Origin of the sequence: Amorphoplanes digitatis, assembly GCF_014205335.1 — a bacterium.
Classification (GTDB): Bacteria; Actinomycetota; Actinomycetes; order Mycobacteriales; family Micromonosporaceae; genus Actinoplanes; species Actinoplanes digitatus.
Window position 1 is genome coordinate 3,747,447 of record NZ_JACHNH010000001.1, and the last position, 18,491, is coordinate 3,765,937.

The 18,491-nt window shown below is 73.7% G+C and carries 19 protein-coding genes and 1 riboswitch; of the genes, 10 read left to right on the plus strand and 9 right to left on the minus strand.

What is annotated here, in order from left to right; all coding sequences use genetic code 11:
• Nucleotides 1–4: 4 nt before the first annotated feature.
• The 3 genes from BJ971_RS16180 (at nucleotide 5) to BJ971_RS16190 (ending at nucleotide 2,777) form a co-directional block, all read left to right on the plus strand.
• Nucleotides 5–997: a LacI family DNA-binding transcriptional regulator gene (locus BJ971_RS16180; protein ID WP_184993956.1), complete on the plus strand. Its 993-nt coding sequence runs from the start codon at nucleotides 5–7 to the stop codon at nucleotides 995–997.
• A gap of 69 nt (nucleotides 998–1,066) precedes the next feature.
• Nucleotides 1,067–1,951 carry a L,D-transpeptidase gene (locus BJ971_RS42155; RefSeq protein ID WP_184993958.1) on the plus strand — a complete coding sequence of 295 codons (885 nt, stop codon included), beginning with the start codon at nucleotides 1,067–1,069 and terminating at the stop codon, nucleotides 1,949–1,951.
• A 112-nt stretch (nucleotides 1,952–2,063) separates the two neighbouring features.
• Complete coding sequence (locus BJ971_RS16190; RefSeq protein WP_184993960.1) at nucleotides 2,064–2,777, plus strand: YcnI family copper-binding membrane protein; 714 nt, start codon at nucleotides 2,064–2,066, stop codon at nucleotides 2,775–2,777.
• 169 nt (nucleotides 2,778–2,946) lie between these two features.
• On the opposite strand, the gene BJ971_RS16195 is transcribed toward BJ971_RS16190, so the two are convergent.
• Genes BJ971_RS16195 through BJ971_RS16210 form a run of 4 tightly spaced genes read right to left on the minus strand, consistent with a single transcriptional unit; the run spans nucleotide 2,947 to nucleotide 5,308 of the window.
• Nucleotides 2,947–3,999, minus strand: a complete 1,053-nt coding sequence (locus BJ971_RS16195) for an alpha/beta hydrolase (protein WP_221478789.1) — start codon at nucleotides 3,997–3,999, stop codon at nucleotides 2,947–2,949.
• Between the two features lies 1 nt (nucleotide 4,000).
• Entirely contained in the window at nucleotides 4,001–4,633 is a 633-nt protein-coding gene (locus BJ971_RS16200; RefSeq protein ID WP_184993962.1) for an SRPBCC family protein, read from the minus strand.
• Entirely contained in the window at nucleotides 4,626–4,991 is a 366-nt protein-coding gene (locus BJ971_RS16205; RefSeq protein WP_184993964.1) for an ArsR/SmtB family transcription factor, read from the minus strand. Before BJ971_RS16205 ends, BJ971_RS16200 begins: the two co-directional genes overlap by 8 nt.
• Before the next feature lie 47 nt (nucleotides 4,992–5,038).
• Nucleotides 5,039–5,308 (minus strand): DUF2277 domain-containing protein, encoded by a 270-nt coding sequence (locus BJ971_RS16210; RefSeq protein ID WP_184993966.1) that lies wholly within the window; start codon nucleotides 5,306–5,308, stop codon nucleotides 5,039–5,041.
• Between the two features lie 60 nt (nucleotides 5,309–5,368).
• Between BJ971_RS16210 and BJ971_RS16215 the strand changes: the two genes are divergently transcribed.
• Both BJ971_RS16215 and BJ971_RS16220 read left to right on the plus strand, forming a co-directional pair.
• Entirely contained in the window at nucleotides 5,369–6,988 is a 1,620-nt protein-coding gene (locus BJ971_RS16215) for an ArnT family glycosyltransferase (protein WP_239087203.1), read from the plus strand.
• 24 nt (nucleotides 6,989–7,012) lie between these two features.
• Complete coding sequence (locus BJ971_RS16220; RefSeq protein WP_184993968.1) at nucleotides 7,013–8,059, plus strand: sugar phosphate isomerase/epimerase family protein; 1,047 nt, start codon at nucleotides 7,013–7,015, stop codon at nucleotides 8,057–8,059.
• Here BJ971_RS16220 and BJ971_RS16225 read toward each other — a convergent pair.
• Nucleotides 8,056–9,177 carry a branched-chain amino acid ABC transporter substrate-binding protein gene (locus BJ971_RS16225; protein ID WP_184993970.1) on the minus strand — a complete coding sequence of 374 codons (1,122 nt, stop codon included), beginning with the start codon at nucleotides 9,175–9,177 and terminating at the stop codon, nucleotides 8,056–8,058. The genes BJ971_RS16220 and BJ971_RS16225 overlap by 4 nt on opposite strands.
• Nucleotides 9,178–9,339: 162 nt before the next feature.
• On the opposite strand from BJ971_RS16225, the gene BJ971_RS16230 reads away from it, so the two are divergent.
• Nucleotides 9,340–11,295: a putative bifunctional diguanylate cyclase/phosphodiesterase gene (locus tag BJ971_RS16230; RefSeq protein WP_184993971.1), complete on the plus strand. Its 1,956-nt coding sequence runs from the start codon at nucleotides 9,340–9,342 to the stop codon at nucleotides 11,293–11,295.
• Nucleotides 11,296–11,297: 2 nt separating this feature from the next.
• On the opposite strand, the gene BJ971_RS16235 is transcribed toward BJ971_RS16230, so the two are convergent.
• On the minus strand, nucleotides 11,298–12,575 hold the full coding sequence (locus BJ971_RS16235) for an aminotransferase class V-fold PLP-dependent enzyme (protein WP_184993973.1): 1,278 nt from the start codon (nucleotides 12,573–12,575) through the stop codon (nucleotides 11,298–11,300).
• A gap of 34 nt (nucleotides 12,576–12,609) precedes the next feature.
• Nucleotides 12,610–12,726, minus strand: a riboswitch (SAM riboswitch).
• 141 nt (nucleotides 12,727–12,867) lie between these two features.
• On the opposite strand from BJ971_RS16235, the gene BJ971_RS41305 reads away from it, so the two are divergent.
• From BJ971_RS41305 to BJ971_RS16250, 3 genes are read left to right on the plus strand one after another with little or no spacing between them, the layout of a single operon-like run.
• Nucleotides 12,868–13,851 carry a methionine ABC transporter ATP-binding protein gene (locus BJ971_RS41305; RefSeq protein ID WP_184993975.1) on the plus strand — a complete coding sequence of 328 codons (984 nt, stop codon included), beginning with the start codon at nucleotides 12,868–12,870 and terminating at the stop codon, nucleotides 13,849–13,851.
• On the plus strand, nucleotides 13,848–14,504 hold the full coding sequence (locus tag BJ971_RS16245; protein WP_184993977.1) for a methionine ABC transporter permease: 657 nt from the start codon (nucleotides 13,848–13,850) through the stop codon (nucleotides 14,502–14,504). The genes BJ971_RS41305 and BJ971_RS16245 overlap by 4 nt, the downstream gene beginning before the upstream one ends.
• Before the next feature lie 22 nt (nucleotides 14,505–14,526).
• Nucleotides 14,527–15,339, plus strand: a complete 813-nt coding sequence (locus tag BJ971_RS16250; RefSeq protein WP_184993979.1) for a MetQ/NlpA family ABC transporter substrate-binding protein — start codon at nucleotides 14,527–14,529, stop codon at nucleotides 15,337–15,339.
• Between the two features lie 46 nt (nucleotides 15,340–15,385).
• Here BJ971_RS16250 and BJ971_RS16255 read toward each other — a convergent pair whose 3' ends face one another.
• Entirely contained in the window at nucleotides 15,386–15,877 is a 492-nt protein-coding gene (locus BJ971_RS16255; RefSeq protein WP_184993981.1) for a beta-class carbonic anhydrase, read from the minus strand.
• A gap of 127 nt (nucleotides 15,878–16,004) precedes the next feature.
• Here BJ971_RS16255 and BJ971_RS16260 point away from each other — a divergent pair, with 127 nt between their 5' ends.
• Nucleotides 16,005–16,619, plus strand: coding sequence for a redoxin domain-containing protein (locus BJ971_RS16260; protein WP_184993983.1), 615 nt, complete (start codon nucleotides 16,005–16,007; stop codon nucleotides 16,617–16,619).
• Here BJ971_RS16260 and BJ971_RS16265 read toward each other — a convergent pair.
• Nucleotides 16,549–17,490, minus strand: a complete 942-nt coding sequence (locus BJ971_RS16265; RefSeq protein ID WP_184993985.1) for a DMT family transporter — start codon at nucleotides 17,488–17,490, stop codon at nucleotides 16,549–16,551. The genes BJ971_RS16260 and BJ971_RS16265 overlap by 71 nt on opposite strands.
• A gap of 58 nt (nucleotides 17,491–17,548) precedes the next feature.
• Nucleotides 17,549–18,469, minus strand: a complete 921-nt coding sequence (locus BJ971_RS16270; protein ID WP_184993987.1) for a LysR family transcriptional regulator — start codon at nucleotides 18,467–18,469, stop codon at nucleotides 17,549–17,551.
• Between the last annotated feature and the right edge of the window lie 22 nt (nucleotides 18,470–18,491).

The window sequence follows — 18,491 nt, forward strand, 5'->3', positions numbered from 1 at the left end:
CATAGTGGATCAAAGGCCCAGGCTCGACGACGTCGCCGCCCGCGTCGGCGTCTCCACCGCGTCGGTCTCGCTGGTGCTGCGCGGCGCGCCCGGACCGAGCGCGGAGACCCGCCGCCGCGTGCTCGAGGCGGCCGCCGAGCTGGGCTATCGTGCCGACCGCACGGCGAGCCTGCTGGCCCGCCGGCGCCGCCATCTGCTCGGCGTCATGCTCGACATCCGCAGCGCCTTCCACGCCGAGCTGGTGGAGGAGATCCAGGCCGAGGCCGACGCGATCGGCTACGAGGTGGTGCTCTCCACGCTCACCCGGCATCGCGATGAGAACCGGGCGGTCGAGACGCTGCTCGACTTCCGCTGCGAGGCGCTGCTCCTGCTCGGCCCCGACGCGGCGGATCGCCGGCTGGCCGAGCTCGCCGCGCAGGTCCCGGTGGTGTCGATCGGCCGCCGCGTCGCGGTCGGCGACGTCGACGTGGTCCGGTCGGCGGATCATGTCGGGGTGTCGGAGGCACTGGGACACCTGATCGGTCTCGGTCACCGGCGCATCGCGTTCGTCGACGGTGGCCGCGGCGTGGTCGCCGCCGCGCGGCGGCGCGGCTACCGCGACGGCATGCGCCGCGCGGGGCTCGCCGATGAGATCAGGATCGTGCCCGGCGACCACACCGAGGAGGGCGGGATCCGGGCGGGCCGGCTGCTGACCGCCGGCCACGACCGGCCGTCGGCCGTCGTGGCCTCCAACGACCGCTGCGCGGTCGGCCTCATGGACGCGTTCCTCCGCGCCGGCCTGGAGGTTCCCGGCGAGATCTCGGTCATCGGGTACGACGACAGCACGCTCGCACGCCTCGCGCACATCGACCTGACGACGGTCAACCAGGACCCGGCGGCCCAGGCCCGGCACGCGGTGCTCGCCGCGGTGCAGCGGCTGGACGAGGGCCGTGGGCAGCGCATGGAGGTGGTGCTCAACCCGCGCCTCGTCGTGCGCGGGAGCACGGCGGGCGCGTGAAGGCTCAATTCGGTAACGGCGGGTGAAGTCGGACAGTTCGGCGCGAGGACCGTCATTAGCGTGGTGCGGATGCGCTGGAGGTGGACCTGTCTGACCGTGCTCGCCGCGTCCGTGGTGGCGGCGAGCGTGCCCCTGCCGTCCGCCGCGGTCTGGCGGCGGGTCGTCGCGCGCCCGGCGGTCGTCGAGATTCCGCCGGCCGCGCCGGCGCCGCCGGGGCTGCCGGTGATCGACTACCTGACGGGGCCGCGCGGCCTGCCGGCGGACGCGGGCCCGGGGTCCATGGCGGGCCCGGGGTCCATGGCGGGCCCGGGGTCCATGGCGGGCCCGGGGTCCATGGCGGGCCCGGGGTCCATGGCGGGCCCGGGGTCCACGGCGGGCGTGCAGCCCGCCGGGAACCTCGTCGTCTACGACGCACCGGGCGGCCGGCCGCGGGCCGTGCTCCCGCCGGTGATCAGCGGGCTGCCGGTGGTCCTGCCGGTGGTCTCGCGGCGCTCCGGCTGGGTGGCGGTGCTGATGCCGACGGCGAACCGGCGGATGGGCTGGCTGCCGCCGCACGGGTGGTTCGCCCGGACGCTGCGCGACCACCTGGTGGTGCGGCGCCGCGCGCACGAGCTGACCTGGTTCCGCGACGGCGTACGGCAGGAGAGCTGGACCGTCGCCACCGGCTCGGCCGCGACGCCGACCCCGCTGGGGCGCACGTTCGTGCTGGGCCGGACGGGCACCCGCGGCGGCGCCTACGCCGGGCTGGACGCCCTGGTGCTTGGCTCGGTGCCCGAGGACCGGGACACGGTCGCGTGGTCGCTGCGCGGCGCGCACACCGGGGTGCACGGCTGGTACAGCGACGGCGCGTTCGGCCGCAGCGTCTCCAACGGGTGCGTCCGGATGCCGCCGGCGGGGCAGCGCAAGCTGCTGCGCCACATCGCACCGGGCACCCCGGTCACCGTCGTCGACTGAGCCCGTCCGCGCTCGTCCGCGCGTACCGAAAGTGGCGGGAACTTTTGCGCAGAGGTCAGCGACCAATGACCGTGCCCGGCGCTCCGGCCGGGTTTGATCTGGAAGGTTTTCGATGTCCCTGATGAAGCGTTCGGCCGTGGTGGCCGGGATGGTCGCCGCGTTCACCCTCGCCCTCGCGGTGCCCGCGTCCGCGCATGTCACGGTGAACCCGAACACGGCCGTCCAGGGCGGCTACACCAAGGTGACGTTCCGGGTGCCGAACGAGAGCGACGACACCAACACCGTCAAGCTCGAGGTCAACCTGCCCGCCGAGGCCCCGTTCGCGTCGGTGTCGCTCAAGCCGGTGGCCGGATGGACCATGGTGGCCGAGAAGACGAAGCTGGCCACGCCCATCGAGGCGCACGGCACCCAGCTCACCGAGGCCGTCTCGAAGATCACCTGGACCGCGACCGGCGACGCCGCGATCAAGCCCGGGCAGTTCCAGGAGTTCGACGTCTCGCTCGGGCCGCTGCCGGAGGTGCCGCAGGTGGTCTTCAAGACGCTACAGACCTACTCCGACGGCACCGTGGTGCGCTGGATCGACGAGCCGACCACCGACGGCACCGAGCCGGAGAAGCCCGCGCCGGTCCTGAAGCTCACCGCCGGCGGCACCGACTCGCACGCCGCGGCCAGCGGGCCGGCCGCGACCGCCGCCGCCCCCGCGGAGACCGAGAGCGACGGCAACGGGACCTGGGCCGGCGTCGCCGGCATCGCGCTCGGCCTGGCCGCCCTGGTGATCGGCCTGCTCGCCTACCGCCGCGCCGGGTCGGGCGCCGAGAAGGCGTAACCGCCCTCGCGGCGGCCGCGGCGAAGGCATTGCCGCCCCTCGCGGCGGCCGCGGCGAAGGTTTAGCCGCCCTTCGCGGCGGCCGCGGCGAAGGTTTAGCCGCCTTTCGCGGCGGGCGCGGCGAAGGTTTAGCCGCCCTCGCCGCGGACGCGGCGAAAGGCGTAGCCGTCCTACGGCTGCGTGATGCGGTCGCGCAGCCAGGATTCGACGTCGCCGAGCGCCGTGCGGGCGATCGCGGTCGGGTGACCGGTGAAGCCGTGCGGCGACTCGGGGTAGACCCGGACGTCGACGTCGTTGCCGGCCGCCGACAACCGGCCCGCCATGGCCAGGTTGTCCTCCAGCAGCACGTCCGTTGCCCCGACGATCAGCAGCGTCGGGGGAAGCCCGCGCAGGTCGCCGAAGATCGGGGAGATGTCGGGAACGGTGCGGTCCCGCGCATGGCCGGCGTACGCCTGGATGAAGTACTCGTCCGCGATACGCCGGCCGGCCGGGGTCCGCGCGCTCAGGTCGTAGGTGCCGAACTGGAGCGCCGCGCCGGCGAACCGGCCGGCGGCCCCGCCGTCCCTGAGCCGGAGCAGGGTCACCAGGGCGAGGGTGGCTCCCGCGGAGCTGCCGCCGATCGCGAGCCGGGTGGTGCCGAAGCGGGCGCCGGCCTCCTCGACGAGCCAGCGCGCCGCCGCCTCGCAGTCGTCGGGCGCGGCCGGCCAGGGGTGCTCGGGCGCCAGTCGGTAGTCGACGCTGACGACGGCGATGCGCAGGGCCTCCGCGAGCCGGCGGTTGCGTTCGTCCCCCCGCGCCGCGGAGTCCATGTAGAAGCCGCCGCCATGGATGTCCAGGTAGACGCCGCGCGGCGGGCCGCCGACCGGGGTCAGGATCCGGATCGGGACGCGCCCCCGCCCGCCCTCGATCGTCTCCTCGGCGGCGGGCGAGGCGGCGGGCGAGGCGGCGGGCGAGGCGGCGGGCGAGGCGGCGGGCGAGGCGGCGGCGGGCGAGTCGGCGGGCGAGGCGGCGGTGGGCGAGGCGGTGGCGGGCGAGGCGGCGGCGGGCGAAGCGGTGGTGGACGGATCGGCGGCGCGGGGAGCGGACCGCTTGGCCCGTGCCTCCATCAGCTCCGCCCTGTTGCCGGGGCCGCGGCCCGCGACCCTCGTACGGTAGAAGTCGCGGGCCTCGTCGACCTGCTCCGCGGGCACGTCGGCGAACAGCGCGTCAAGCGATAACCGCAAGTCAGGCCCCGGTGTACGCCGCGTAGCACCGGTCCGCGCGCTCGCGGGCGACCACCGGGTCGGTGCCGTCCGCGATGGCCACCTCGGCCCACGCGTCGCTGCTCAGCCGCGAGAACCGCTTGCCCTCGTCGGAGAGCATCCAGGCCATCCCGTCCTTCGGGTCCAGCGCCGTTGCCGGGTCCGTCAGGTGCATGTTGAGGCCGTGCAGGCCCATGTCCCAGCCGATGCCGGTCGCGCTCGGGCCGAACTGGTCCCACAGCTCCTGCGCCACGTGCCCGACGTGCTCGAGCTCGAAGCGGGTGCGGCCGTCGCCCTCCGGGGTCAGGCGCACCTCGATCCAGCTGACCTCGCCGCCGTACTCCCAGGTCGCGGAGTAGCTGTTGGGCGCGTCGCAGCGCGAGATGGTGCCGCCCGCGTTGCCCTCGAGCTGGTACTTGCCGCCCTCGCGCAGCTCGCCGGAGATCGGCATGAACCAGCGGGGGATCCGCTCGGCGCTGGTGACCGCGTCCCACAGGTCGTCGATGCCGGTGTCGTAGACCTGGCTGATCGTCGAGATCCGGGCCTCGCCGGCCTCGAGCTGCCGGGTGCCGACCGTGCGGCGTACCGAATGGATCTGCTGTTGCACGTCAGGCATCGTCTTCTCCTTGATCGGGTGAGTCGGCGCCGAGGCGGCGCCGGCGTTTACCGCGGGCCACCTCGGTGGCCAGGGCGGCGAGGTGCGGTGTCCAGTAGCGCCGGAACCGCCCCAGCCACTCGTCGGCCTCGCGCAGCGCGCTGTCGTCGACCGCGTAGATCCGCCGGGCGCCGTCCGGGCGGACGGTGGCGAAGCCGTTCTCCCGCAGCACCCGCAGGTGCTGGGAGACGGCCGGCTGGGAGATGCCGAACTCGGCCCGGATCACCTCGGTCACGGCGCCGGAGGGCTGCTCGCCGTCGGCGAGCAGCTCCAGGATCCGCCGGCGCACCGGGTCGCCGAGCACGTCGAACGCATGCACGGCAGTAGGCTATCAGTGTGTCCTTATATAAGTAAAGCCTTAAGGACTCAGGAGGCGTACCGCTTGGCGGCGCGCTCCCTGGCCTTGGCGGCCTCGATCTCGCGGTCCTTCGGCGGCGCGGTGGTCACCAGCGCCTCGAGCAGCGTGGCGGTGGCCGCGGCGACCGCGTCTACCGCCAGGTCGAAGGCCTCCTGGTTGCGCAGCGACGGCTGGGTCGTCCCGGCCACCTTGCGCACGTACTGCAGGGCGGCGGCCCGCACCTCGTCCGGCGTGGCCGGCGGCTCGAAGTTGTGCAGCTGGCGAATGTTTCGGCACATGCCATCGAGCCTAACCGCGCTGGCCTGGGCGCTCCGGCGGGCTCCGGATAGGTTTTCGGGGTGACCGTTGATCAAGTGGAGTCCCCGGCCGCCGCGCCGCCGAGCCCGCGCCGCCGCCCCCGCTGGCTGGTTCCGCTGCTCGTCGTCGTGCTGCTCGCCCAGATGGGTGCCGCCATGGTGGTCACGGCGGTACAGCAGACCCCGACCATCGACGAGCCGGTCTACGTCGGCGCCGCGATCACCTACCTGGAGCAGCGCAGCCTGCGCTACAACCCCGAGCACCCGCCGCTGGGCAAGATGATCATGGCGGTCGGGGTGGCGTTCGCGGATCCGCAGCTCGATCCGGCGTTCCGCGGCAACCAGACCGAGCTCGGGCGGCACGTGCTCTACGAGGCGGGCAACGACCCGTACGAGCTGATGTTCCTGGCCCGGCTGCCGATGATCATCCTCACGCTGCTCTTCGGGCTCGTGGTGTTCGCGTTCGCCCGCGACCTCTTCGGGCCGGCCGGCGGCCTGCTGGCGCTGGCGCTCTACACCCTCTCGCCCGACGTGATCGCGCACGGCTCGCTCGCCACGCTCGACGTACCGGCGGTCGGCTTCCTGCTGACCGCCGTCTGGCTGACCTGGCGGGCGCGGGCGCGCCCGTACCTGTATCTCCCGCTCGCCGGGCTCGCGCTCGGCGCGGCCGTCGCCACCCGGATGAACGCGCTGCCCGCGGTCCCGCTGCTGATGCTGCTGGCCTTCCTCGCGCTCAAGCGCTGGCGCGGGCTGGCCGCCGCGGCCGGGGTCGCGGTCATCGCGTTCGCCGTCATCTGGGTGTCCTACCTGATCGTCGACCCGTGGCTGGGCTGGATCGAGCCGACCGGCATGCCCGTCGTGTCGGGGCTGCGCGGGCTGCTCGTCGATGTGCTGCCGGTGCCGGAGCCGTACCGCGACGGCATGCGCATCCAGTTCGCCTTCGAGGACCGGGCGTTCCGCGGCTTCCTGTTCGGCGAGCTCTACCGGGGCTCGCTCTGGTACTACCTGCCCGCCGCGCTGCTGGTGAAGACGCCGATCGGGACGATGGTGCTCGGGCTCGCCGGCACCGCGGCGCTGTTCGCCGTGCCCCGGCTGCGGATCGCGGCGCTCTACCTGGTGCTGCCGGTCGGCCTGCTGATGGCGGTCGCGATGACCGGCTCGCGCGACTTCGGCACCCGGTACGTGATCTTCGTGCCGATCTTCGGCGCGGTGATCGCGGCGGCCGTGGTGGCCGTGAAGTGGCGCTGGGCGCGGCTCACGGCCGCGGCGCTGGTGCTGTTCGTCGCGGTGAGCTCGCTGCGGACGTTCCCGTACTACCTGCCGTACTCCAACGAGGCGTTCGGCGGGCCGTCCGCCACCCACCTGCGGCTGCACGACTCGAACGTCGACTGGGGGCAGGACCTGGGGCGGCTCGCCGACCGGCTGCGCGAGCGCTACCCCGGCGAGAAGGTCTGGCTGGTCTACCGGGGCGCCGGGATGCCGGCCGCGTACGGCATCACCGCGACGAGCCCCACCGGCGTGCCCGATGCCGACATCCGCGGGTTGCTCGTGGTCTCGGACAGCTCGGCGGCGAAGGCCGGCAGCCGGCTCAAGGCGCTGATCGCCTCAAGCGGTGAGCCGATCGACGAGGTCGGGCACTCCATCACCATCTATCGGCGCTGACGCCGCCGACCGTACGGTGGGTCGATGGACCCGGCCACCCGGCGCAGGCTGACCCGGCGCGGCATCCTGGCGGCGTCGGCGGCCGCCCTCGGCGTGGTCGGCGTGAACGCGCTGCGCGGCGACGCCCCCACGGCCGCCGAGCCGCTCATCCCGGCCCGGCGCCGCGGCATCATGCTGTACAGCGTGCGGGACCGGATCGCCGCCGCGCCCGACGACAGCGGGGTGCCGTACGGCTTCGCGCGGGTGCTGGCCCGGGTCGCCGAGCTCGGCTACCGCGAGGTCGAGTTCTTCGGCTACGACCAGAGCACCGAGATCCTCGGCCGGCAGATCACGCCCGCGGAGATCCGCCGGATCCTCGATGACAACGGGCTGGCCGCCAACGGCGCGCACATCCGGATCGACCCGGGGACCTTCGAGCGGCAGCTGGACATCGCGCAGACGCTGGGCATGCCCAACATCGGCACCGGCCGCGACCCGACCGGCTCGCCGTACCCGGCGGACTGGGACGCGGCGGCCGACGTCTGGAACGAGCTCGGCCGCCGGGCACACACCCGGGGCCTGCGGCTGTACACCCACAACCACGCCGGCTCGTACGCGTTCCTGCTCGACGCGGGCCCGCCGGACGCCGCCGGCCGGCCGACCCGGTCCTCGGGCACGCGGCGGCTGGAGTACTTCTTCGGCCGGGCCGATCCGCGCTACGTCTTCTTCGAGCTGGACGTCTACTGGGCGTATGTGGCCCGGTTCAGGTACCGGCGCTACGTCGACGCCGGCGGCGTCGCGCGCACCGGCCTGTTCGACCCGATCCAGACCGTCGCCGCGAACAGCCGGCGGTTCCCGCTCTTCCACGTCAAGGACGGTGCCCGCGACGACACGCGGGCCGACGGGCACGTGATGACCCCGCTCGGCGAGGGGGACATCGACTTCCGGTCGTTCTTCGCCGCCGTCGGCGACCCGGACTTCCGGCACCCGAACTGGGAGCAGGACACCGCGCCGGGCGGCGCGGCGGACCCGGCGCGGTCCCTGGAGTTCGCGGCCCGGTCGTACCGCGCCATGTCCGGGCTGACCGCCTAGCGGGCGGACGGCTCCAGCCGGAACCCTTCGCCGTCGGCCTTGAGCAGCAGGAACTTCGCCGTCTTGCGGGTGCCGTCGGCGTTGAAGCTCATCCGGCCGGACAGCGACGGCATGTCCGTGGTGCTGATCGCCTTGCGGATCGCCTCGGGGTCGAGGCTGCCGGCCCGTTTGATCGCGTCCAGCGCCACGTTCACGGCGTCGTACGGCTCGACCGTCGAGGGGCCGGGCGAGTTGCCGACCGCGGCGAGGTAGCGGGCCGACCACTGCGCCAGCTCCGGCATGAACTCCGGGTAGAGCATCGCGGTGCCGTACACCTCCTTGCTCTCCGCCCGGGTGAGGTCCTCGAGCAGCGGGCCGTCCGTCGCGCCGTCACCGACGACGATCTTGCCCCGGAAGCCCTGCGCGCGCAGGTCCTTGATCAGCTGGGCGGCCTCGGCGTAGTAGCCGGTGTAGTAGACGATGTCGGCCCGGTCGGCGATCACCGACCTCGCGGTCCGGGCGTAGCTCGGCGCGCCCTGGCTCAGGGCCGGCTCGCTGACCGCGGTGAGGCCGGCGCGCTTCGCCGCGGCGACGGTCGACTGCGCCAGGGTGATCGGGAAGCTGGTGCCGTCGTGCACGACCGCCAGCCGCTCGGCGCCGGACCGCTTCATCCACTCGACGGCGAAGTCGGCCTCGGCCCCGACCGTGCCGCAGACCAGGAAGACGTTGTCGTACTTCGGCGTGATCAGGTCCGTCGAGTTGGACTGCGCCACGACCATCGGCACCCGCGCCGCCCGGAAGGACTTCAGGGTGGGCAGGGTCGCGCTGCTGCAATAGCCGCCGACCGAGACCGCGATGCCCTTGTCGATCAGGGTACGGGCGGCGGTGACCGCGGTGCCCGGGTCGCAGGCGTCGTCCTCGACGACCAGCTCGATCTGCCGGCCCAGCACGCCGCCGGCCGCGTTGGCCTCGTCGACCGCGAGCTGCGCCGCGGCGACCATGGCCTTGCCGGAGGGGCTGTTGCGCCCGCTGAGGGGCACGAGGGTGCCGAGGCGGATGACCTCCGGCGCGGCCGCGGCCGGGTCGTCGGCCTGCCCCGCGCCACCGCACCCGGTCAGGGCGGCCAGTACGACTGCCACCGCGGCAGTGGAAAGCAACTGTCGGCTGCGCATGGAGCACCCGCCCTTCTCGCTCGCTGCTCTCATCGGTACCGGGTGCAGCCACTTGAGCCCATTCGCCTACACCCTTGCCGTTGCCTGCCGAACTTGAGGGCCGTGATCAGGCGCATTCGGGGACGCAGCGTGGCGACGACCGCTGCCCTTGCCGGCGTGCTGCTGGCGCTGGCCGCGTACGTGATCCAGGGCACCGTGCACACCACCCGCGCGACCGAGCAGCAGAGCCACGCCCTGGTGGTGGACTCGCTCTTCGCCGAGGCCCGGATCGCGATCGCGATGCAGGAGGTGAACCTGCGGCACTACCAGGTGGAGCCGTCGGTCGCCGTGAAGCAGCGCTTCGACCAGGTCGTGCGCACGGCCAACGACACACTCACGCAGATCGCCGCCGGCGACGACGGCCAGGCCCGGCGCGACGCGGTGCGGCTGCACCAGGAGCAGCTCGCCTACCAGGAGCTCGCCGAGCGGCTGATCCTGCTGATCGCCGACAGCGACCCCGACCACATCCAGCTCGACCGGCTCGAGGTGACGCCGGCCTTCTACACCCTCCAGGACGACGTCGACATGGTGGCGCGCGCCTACCACGACGCCGCGCAACTTCAGGTCGCGGCGCTGCGCAGGACGCAGGGGCAGCTGCTGATCGGCACCTGCCTCGGCTTCGGCCTCGGCCTCATCCTGGTCGGCATGATCCTGCGGCTGGTCCTGGGCCACCAGCGCCGGCTGGTCGACCAGGCCGCGGTGAGCCGGCACCAGGCCCTGCACGACCCGCTGACCGGCCTGCCGAACCGCACGCTGTTCACCCAGCGGATGCAGGAGGCGCTGGACGACGCCGAGGCGGCCGGTGACCGGCAGGTCGCCCTCATGGTCGTCGACCTCAACGGCTTCAAGGCCGTCAACGACACCATGGGCCACCACGCCGGCGACCGGGTACTCGTCGAGTCCGGGCGGCGGCTGGCCGCCGGGGTCGGCGGCGACGGCGTCGTGGCCCGGCTCGGCGGCGACGAGTTCGCGGTCCTGCTGCCGCGGGTGACGGGCGCCGCCGCGGCGACCGAGCTCGCCGAGGTGCTGGTCGCCGCGCTGCGCCGCGACTTCGTGCTGGACGAGGGCCCGGCGGCGATCAGCGGCAGCCTCGGCATCGCGCTCGGTCCGATGCACGGCACCGGCGACGAGCTGTTCCGGCACGCGGACGCGGCGATGTACCGGGCGAAGGGCAACGGCGGCGGCGTCGCCGTCTACGACTCCGCCGCGGACGCCGAGACCCCGGACCGGATGCAGCTCTTCGCGGACCTGCGGGCCCTGCTCGAGACCGGCGACCCGGGCGGTCAGCTGCGGCTCTACTACCAGCCACAGGTACGCCTGAGCGACGGCGCCGTCACCTCGGTGGAGGCGCTGGTCCGCTGGCAGCACCCGGCGCGCGGCCTGCTGATGCCCGGCACGTTCCTGCCGATCGCGGAGAGCAGCGGCCTGGAGGTGCGCCTCACCTACCACCTGCTCGGTGTGGCCGTGCGCCAGGCGGCCGGCTGGCTGTGCGACGGGCGGCGCCACAGCGTCTCGGTGAACGTGTCGCCGGGCTGCCTGATCGACCCGGGCTTCGTGGCCCGGGTGCTGAGCACCGTTGACGAGGCCGGTCTGCCGCCGAAGCTGCTGCGCCTGGAGCTCACCGAGACCAGCATCATGGCCGACCCGGATCGGGCGGTGCGCGCACTGCACGAGGTCCGCGAGCACGGCGTGAGCGTGTCGGTGGACGACTTCGGCACGGGCTTCAGCTCCCTGGCCCAGCTGCGCCGGGTGCCGGCCGACGAGCTGAAGATCGACCGCACCTTCGTCCGCGACCTGACGACGGGCACACCGGACGCGGTGATGGTCCGCAGCGCGATCGACCTGGGCCACAACCTCGGCCTGTCCGTTGTCGCCGAGGGCGTCGAGGACGTGCAGGCCCTGCTGCGGCTGCGCGAGATGAGCTGCGACTTCGCGCAGGGCTACGCGCTGAGCCACGCGGTGCCCGCCGACGTGCTCCCGCAGGCCTGCGAGCAGGCACAGCGGGTCGTCACGGAGGCTATCGCGCCGCTCGGCTCGCCCGCCTGACCTCACCGGCCGGCGCGCACCCCGACCAGCTGCCGTCCGGCGGCGCCGGAGGTCAGCGCGCCGATGGCGGCGACGAACCGGTCGATGTCGCCGTCGGTGGTGCCCAGCCCGAAGCTGACCCGCAGCAGGGCCGCCGTCGCGGTGTCGCAGCCGGTCACGCCGGCGGCGCCGGTGAGCCGGCGTGCGAGCGGGTGCGCGCAGAACTGGCCGGCCCGCACCCCGATGCCGTGCTCGTCGGCGAGCCGGTCGGCGACCTCCGCGGCGTCGCCGCCGGGCAGCGCGAGCGACACGATTCCCACCCGCGGCTGCGCGGCGCCGAACGCGCTGACCTCGGCGACGCCGGGCACCCCGGCCAGGCCGTCGCGCAGCCGGGCCAGCAGGCTCTGCTCCCGCTCGTGCAGCGCGGCCCGGTCGGCCCGGCCCAGCGCCGCGCAGACCGCCGCCAGGGAGACCGCGCCGAGCAGGTTCGGCGTGCCGCCCTCGTGCCGGGCCGGGCCGGTGGCCCACGTGACGGCGTCGTCGCCGACGGACGCGCTGGCGCCGCCGCCGCGCAGGTAGGGCGCGGCCGTGTCCAGCCAGTCGGCGCGGCCCGCCAGCACGCCCGCGCCGAACGGCGCGTAGAGCTTGTGGCCGGACAGCGCCAGATAGTCGGCGCCGAGCTCGGCGAGGTCGACGGGGGAGTGCGGCGCCAGTTGCGCGGCGTCGACGACGACGCGGGCACCGTGGCGGTGCGCGACGTCGGCGAGGCGCCGGACCGGCCAGACCTCCCCGGTCACGTTGCTCGCGCCGGTGACGGCGAGCAGTGCCGGGCCGCGCAGCGAGCGCAGCGCCCGGTCCAGGGCCTCGACGGCCGCGTCCGGGCTCGACGGCGTCGCCAGCCGCAGCGTCGCCGGCCAGGGCAGCAGGTTCGCGTGGTGCTCGCCGTCGAAGACGATCGTGGTGACGTCCGCCGGCAGGCACCTGGCGAGCAGGTTGAGCGCGTCGGTGGTGTTGCGGGTGAAGACCACCGCGTCGCCCGGCCGCGCGCCGACGAAGCCCGCGACGATGTCGCGGGCGCGCTCGTACTCCAGCGTCGAGGTCCGGGAGCGGACGCCCGCGCCGCGGTGGACGCTGCCGTACCAGGGCAGCAGGCCCTCGACGGCGTCGGCCGCGGCGCGGACGCAGGGTGCCGACGCGGCGTAGTCGAGGTGGGCGAACGGGACGGTGTCCCCGCCCGGTAGCCGGACGGTGAGCCCGGCGCCGATGACGTCGAGCTCGGTGTGCTGCGGCAACAGGGACATGGCGTGCGCCTCCGCGAGGTCGGGGACCCCACGGGGCCCGCGCTTGCCCGCGTCGTTGTCGACGCCGGCCCGGTCCTCACCCGGAGCACCCCATCGCGAACACAAGGGTTGCCGGCCAGCAAGCCGGGGCTGTACGCTGGCACTCATGACCTGGTGAGCACCGTAGCAGCTCCGGCCGGTGTGGCCGCACAGGCCGGTGATGATCGTTACAGCCGGTTGGTCCGGGCCGTGTCGACGGACTAGCTTTCCCCCTCGCATACCTATCGGCTTTATAGGATTCGAGAGAGCATCCGTGATTCAGATCGAGGATCTCCGCAAGACCTACCGCTCGCGGCGCCGCGACGTCGTCGCCGTCGACGGCGTCGACCTCGGCGTCCGGCAGGGCGAGATCTTCGGTGTGCTGGGCCAGAGCGGCGCCGGCAAGAGCACGCTGCTGCGCTGCGTCAACCTGCTGGAGCGGCCCGACGCGGGAACGGTCGTCGTCGACGGCCTCGAGCTGACGGCGCTGCGCGAGCGGCCGCTGCGCGCGGCCCGGCGCCGGGTCGGCATGGTGCACCAGCACTTCGCGCTGCTCTCCTCGCGCACGGCCGCCGGCAACGTGGCGTTGCCGCTCGAGGTGACCGGCATGCCGCGCGCCGACCGGGCCCGCCGGGTGGCGGAGCTGCTCGAGCTCGTCGGGCTCGAGCAGCGCGCCGCCGCGTACCCGGCGCAGCTCTCCGGCGGCCAGAAGCAGCGCGTCGGCATCGCCCGCGCGCTCGCCGCCGGGCCGCAGGTCCTGCTCTCCGACGAGGCGACCTCCGCCCTCGACCCGGAGACCACCGGCTCGATCCTCGACCTGCTGCTCGACCTGAACCGGCGGCTCGGCCTGACCATCCTGCTGATCACCCACGAGATGGACGTGGTCAGGCGGATCTGCCACTCGGCGGCGGTCATGCGCGACGGCCGCTTCGCCGAGTCCGGGCAGGTCGCCGACCTGCTGCGCCGCCCCGGTTCGGAGCTCGCCCGCGGGCTCTTCCCGCTGCCACCGGCGCCGCACCGGCCAGGTGAGACGGTCGTCGACGTCACGGTCAGCGGCGAGGCGGCCGACGAGCCGATCCTGGCCGGGCTCGCCCGGGCCCTCGACCTCGACGTGCGCATTCTCGACGGCGCCGTGCAGAGCCTCGCGGCGACCCGCGCCGGGCGCCTGCGGATCGCGCTGCCCGGCAGCGCGGACGACAACGCCCCGGCGCTGCGGCATCTGCGCGAGCGGGGCGCCCTGGCGGAGGTGGCCGCGTGACCTGGCCGGAATTGAGCGAACTGCTCTGGGCCGGGCTGCGGGAGACGGCCTGGATGGTCGGCTGCGCCGCCCTGCTCACCGCCGTCGGCGGCCTGCTGCTCGGCATCCTGCTGGTGCTGACCGACCGCGGCGGGCTGCTCGCCGCGCCGCCGCTCAACGCGCTGCTCGGCCTGATCGTCAACGTCGGACGGTCGCTGCCGTTCATCATCCTGCTGGTCGCGGTCATCCCGTTCACCCGCGCGGTGGTCGGCACCACCATCGGCACCACCGCGGCGATCGTGCCGCTGACCATCGGCGCCATCCCGTTCTACGCCCGCATCGTCGAGACGGCGATCCGCGAGGTACCCGGCGACGTCGTCTCGGCCGCGGTCGCCATGGGCGCGTCCCGGCGTCAGATCGTCGGCAAGGTCCTGCTCCGCGAGGCCCGCCCGGGCCTGGTCGCCGGCCTCACCATCACCGTCGTCGCGCTCGTCGGCTACTCCGCCATGGCCGGCGTCGTCGGCGGCGGCGGCCTCGGAGACCTCGCCATCCGGTACGGCTACCAGCGCTTCGAGACCGAGGTCATGATCGCGACAGTGGTGCTCCTCGTCGTGTTCGTGCAAGCCATCCAGACGCTGGGCGACCTCGTCGTCCGGCGCCTGTCCCACCGATAACCCCTACCGAAAGGCACCACTCATGCGCCGCCGCCCGATCGTCGCCGCCCTCGCCGCCACCGGCCTCGTCCTCGCCCTGGCGGCGTGCGGCGACTCCGGATCCGCCGCGGACGACACCCTGAAGGTGGGCGTCAGCCCGGTACCGCACGCCGAGATCCTGAACTACATCAAGGACAACCTGGCCGCGGCCGAGGGCCTCAAGCTCGACGTCGTCGAGTTCAACGACTACATCCAGCCCAATGTCGCGCTTGCGGAGAAGCAGATCGACGCCAACTACTTCCAGCACATCCCCTACCTGGAGGAGGAGGTCGCGGCGAAGGGCTACAAGTTCACCGCGCTCAAGCCGGTGCACATCGAGCCGCTCGGCATCTACTCCAAGAAGGTCAAGACGCTCGCCGAGGTGCCGGCCGGCGGCGTGGTCGCCATCCCCAACGACCCGTCCAACTCCGGCCGGGCGCTGAACCTGCTCGCGAAGAACGGGCTCATCACGCTCAAGGACGGCGTCGGCGTCAAGGCGACCGAGAAGGACATCGCGACCAACCCGAAGAACCTCGAGTTCAAGGCGCTCGAGGCCGCCCAGCTGCCGCGCAGCCTCGAGGACACCGCGGTGTCGGTGATCAACGGGAACTACGCGATCGAGACCGGCCTGAGCCCGGCCAAGGACGCGCTCGCGCTCGAGGCCGGCCAGGACAACCCGTACGCGAACCTGGTCGTGGTCCGCGCCGGCGACGAGGGCGACGCCCGGGTGGTCAAGCTGGAGAAGCTGCTGCACTCCGCCGAGGTGAAGAAGTTCATCGAGGACAAGTACCAGGGCTCGGTGCTGGCCGCGTTCTGAGCAACCGGTACCCCCGTAGCCCTCGGTGGGGCTACGGGGGAGCGGCTCATTTGACCTCGCGCAGCCTGCCGGTCTCGACCTCGTAGACGAAGCCCCGGACCGAGCCCTTCACCGGGATGAACGGGTCCTCGAGCACGCGGCGCACCGACTGCCGTACGTCCTCGTCCAGGTCGGGGAAGGCCTCCGCCGCCCACGGCGGCCGGATGCCGACCTCCTGCCGGATGCTCTCCTTGAAGTCGTCGTCGGTGAAGGTCAGCATCCCGCAGTCGGTGTGGTGGATCAGGATGATCTCGGTGGTGCCGAGCAGCCGCTGGCTGATCGCCAGGCTGCGCAGCTGGTCCGCGGTGATGACGCCGCCCGCGTTGCGGATCACGTGCGCGTCGCCCTCGGCGAGCCCGAGCAGCCCGTACGGGTTGAGCCGGGCGTCCATGCAGGCGACCACGGCGACCTGACGGGCGGGCGGCAGCGGCAGCGCGCCCTTGTCGAAGCCGGCGGCGTAACGCTCGGCGTTGGCCAGCAGTTCATCGGTGACGGTCATGGCATCGGCTCCTGTCGCGGGGGTGCGGGGAACCGCATACTATCCCCGTCTGCTGAGTAGGATATTGGCCCGGAGCGTTTACCTGCGCGCCACAATGCCTATTAATTCGGTAGGTATGGTGGCGCACATGACGACACCGGTGCGCCTGCGGGGCGCGGAGGAGACCGCCTTCCGGCGCCAGTTCGAGATGGACGCGGTCTGGAGCCGGATGATCGCTCCCGGCGGCCGCGTCCCGGCGATGCCCCTGATCGAGGTGGACCTCGGCCCGATCCACCTGGACCTGATGCTGCGCACCGGGCCGATCGTGCTGGTCTTCTTCCCGTACGCGGGTCCGGCGTCCTGCGACGACCTGCTGGCCGGCTACCAGCGCACCCTGCTGCCGCCCTGCACTTCCGCGGGCGCTCACCTGGTCGCGGTGAGCCCGCAGCGCCCGGACCTGCTGGCACCGCTCAAGCACCGGCTCGATCTCGGCTACCTGGTGGCGTCGGACCCCCGGCACATCCTGATCGACGCGTTCGGGATCGGCTACCGCGGCCCGGAGGCGAGCGAGGTGCTGGGCACCGGCCGCGCCGTGCTGCCCTACCCGGCCGTGGTGGTGGCCGACCGCACGGGAACGGTCCGCTACGCGAGCGTCCGCCCGGAGGCGGCGCCGCCCACCCCGGCCGCCCGGATCATCGCGGCTCTCGACCGGCTGGTTCCGGCGCCGTCCGGCGGCGCGGCCGCACCGTCCACGCGGGACTGACCCCGCCCGCCGGGCGGCGCAGCCGGTTCTCCGCGTAGCCCATGCCCAGCAGCACGATCAGCCCGCCGGCGACCACGTTCCAGGTGATCCGCTCGCCCAGGAACGCGGCGCCGACCAGGACCGCCGCGATCGGCACGACGTAGTTGACCGCCGAGGCCGTCGTCGCGCCGACCTCGGCGATGAGCCGGAAGTAGAGCACGTAGGCCAGGCCGGTGCTCAGGACGCCGAGCAGCACGACGCTTGCCACGATCCGCGGCGTCACGGTGACCGGACCCCACTCCAGGAACGGGCTCACGGCCGCCTGGAGTACCACCGCCGCCGAGACCTGGCCGGCCGCGAGCGCGATCGGGGCCAGGTGGCGCGGCGACAGGAAGCGCCGCACGTAGACGAAGCCGAGCGCGTAGCTGACCGCGGCGCCGAAGCATGCCAGCTCGCCGGCGGCCGATCCGCCCGCGCCGTGCCAGGGCGCGACGACCACGACAAGGCCGGCGAAGCCGGCCAGCAGCCCGGCGAGCTTGCGGGCGGTGGCGCGCTCCTCGGCCAGGGCGAACGCCGCGACCGTCAGCGTGAGCAGCGGGGTCGCGCCGACGAGCACGCCGGCGATGCCCGCGCCTGCGCTGCGCTCGCCGTAGGAGAGCAGCAGGAACGGGATCACGTTGCCGAAGAGCGCGGCCGCGGCCAGGTGCCCGTACACCGCGAGGTCGCGCGGCAGGACGGCGCGGCGCGCGGCGGCCACGGCGAGCAGGACGGCCGCGCCGAGGGCCAGCCGCGCCAGCACCAGTTGCGCGGGGGCGAGACCGGCCAGGGCCTCCTTGATCAGGGTGAAGCTGCTGCCCCAGAGGAGCGCGAGAATCAGGAAGCGTGACTTCATGTTTCGATCCTCGGAGAGCCGCCTTCCGGCGTCCACCAGGAGTTTCCGGACACTACCGTTAAGCGAAACTGAAAGATTTCTCCAGCTCGTCCGCGGCCTCGCGGAGCGCCTCCGCGACCAGGCGCATGTGCGGCGCCCGGTCGCCGGCCGCGCGGACGAAGAGCGACACCTGGCGGCTCGGCTGCTGCGCCCGGGGCGTCCGCACGGTCAGGCCCGGCTCCCGGTCGGCGGCGCACATCCGCGGTACCAGCGCGACGCCGTGGCCGGCCCGGACCAGGGCGAAGACCGAGACGTAGCTGTCGGCCGTGTGCGCGGTCCGCGGCGTGAAACCGGCGAGGGCGCATTCCCGTACGGCGATGTCGCGGCACAGGCCGGCGGGCGGCACGATCCACGGCTCGCCGGCCAGGTCCGCGAGCCGCAGGTCCGCGGCGGCCGCCCGGGGATGCCCGGACGGCAGCACCACGTCGAGCGGGTCGACCAGCAACGGCGTACGGGTGAAGCGCGCGTCGTCCACGCGTACCTCCCCATCGAGCCCGACCACGACGTCGGTCTCGTCGCGCACGAGCCGGTCGAGGGCCTCCTCGGTGTCGGCCTCGCGCAGCCGCAGGGTGAGCTGCGGCGCGTCCAGCGCCACCCGCCGCATCGCGGGCACCGCGAGCGCGGCGACGGAGGTGGCGAAGCAGTCCAGCCGGACCGTCGCCGCGGCGCCGGAGACGTACGCGTCCAGCTCGGTCTGCGCGACCTCGAGCTGCGCGAAGAGCAGGTCCGCGTGGCGCAGCAGCAGCCGGGCCGCGTCGGTGAGCCGGACCCGCCGGCCGTGCGGCTCGAGCAGCGGCGCGCCGACGTCCCTGGCCAGCAGCGCCAGCTGCTGCGAGACCGCCGACGAGGTCATGTGCAGCGCGGCGCCGACCGCGGTCACCGTGCCGCGGTCGCGCAGCTCCCGCAGCAGCCGCAGCCGTCGCAGGTCGAGTTGTCCCATCGCCGCATCCTAGGTCCCACCG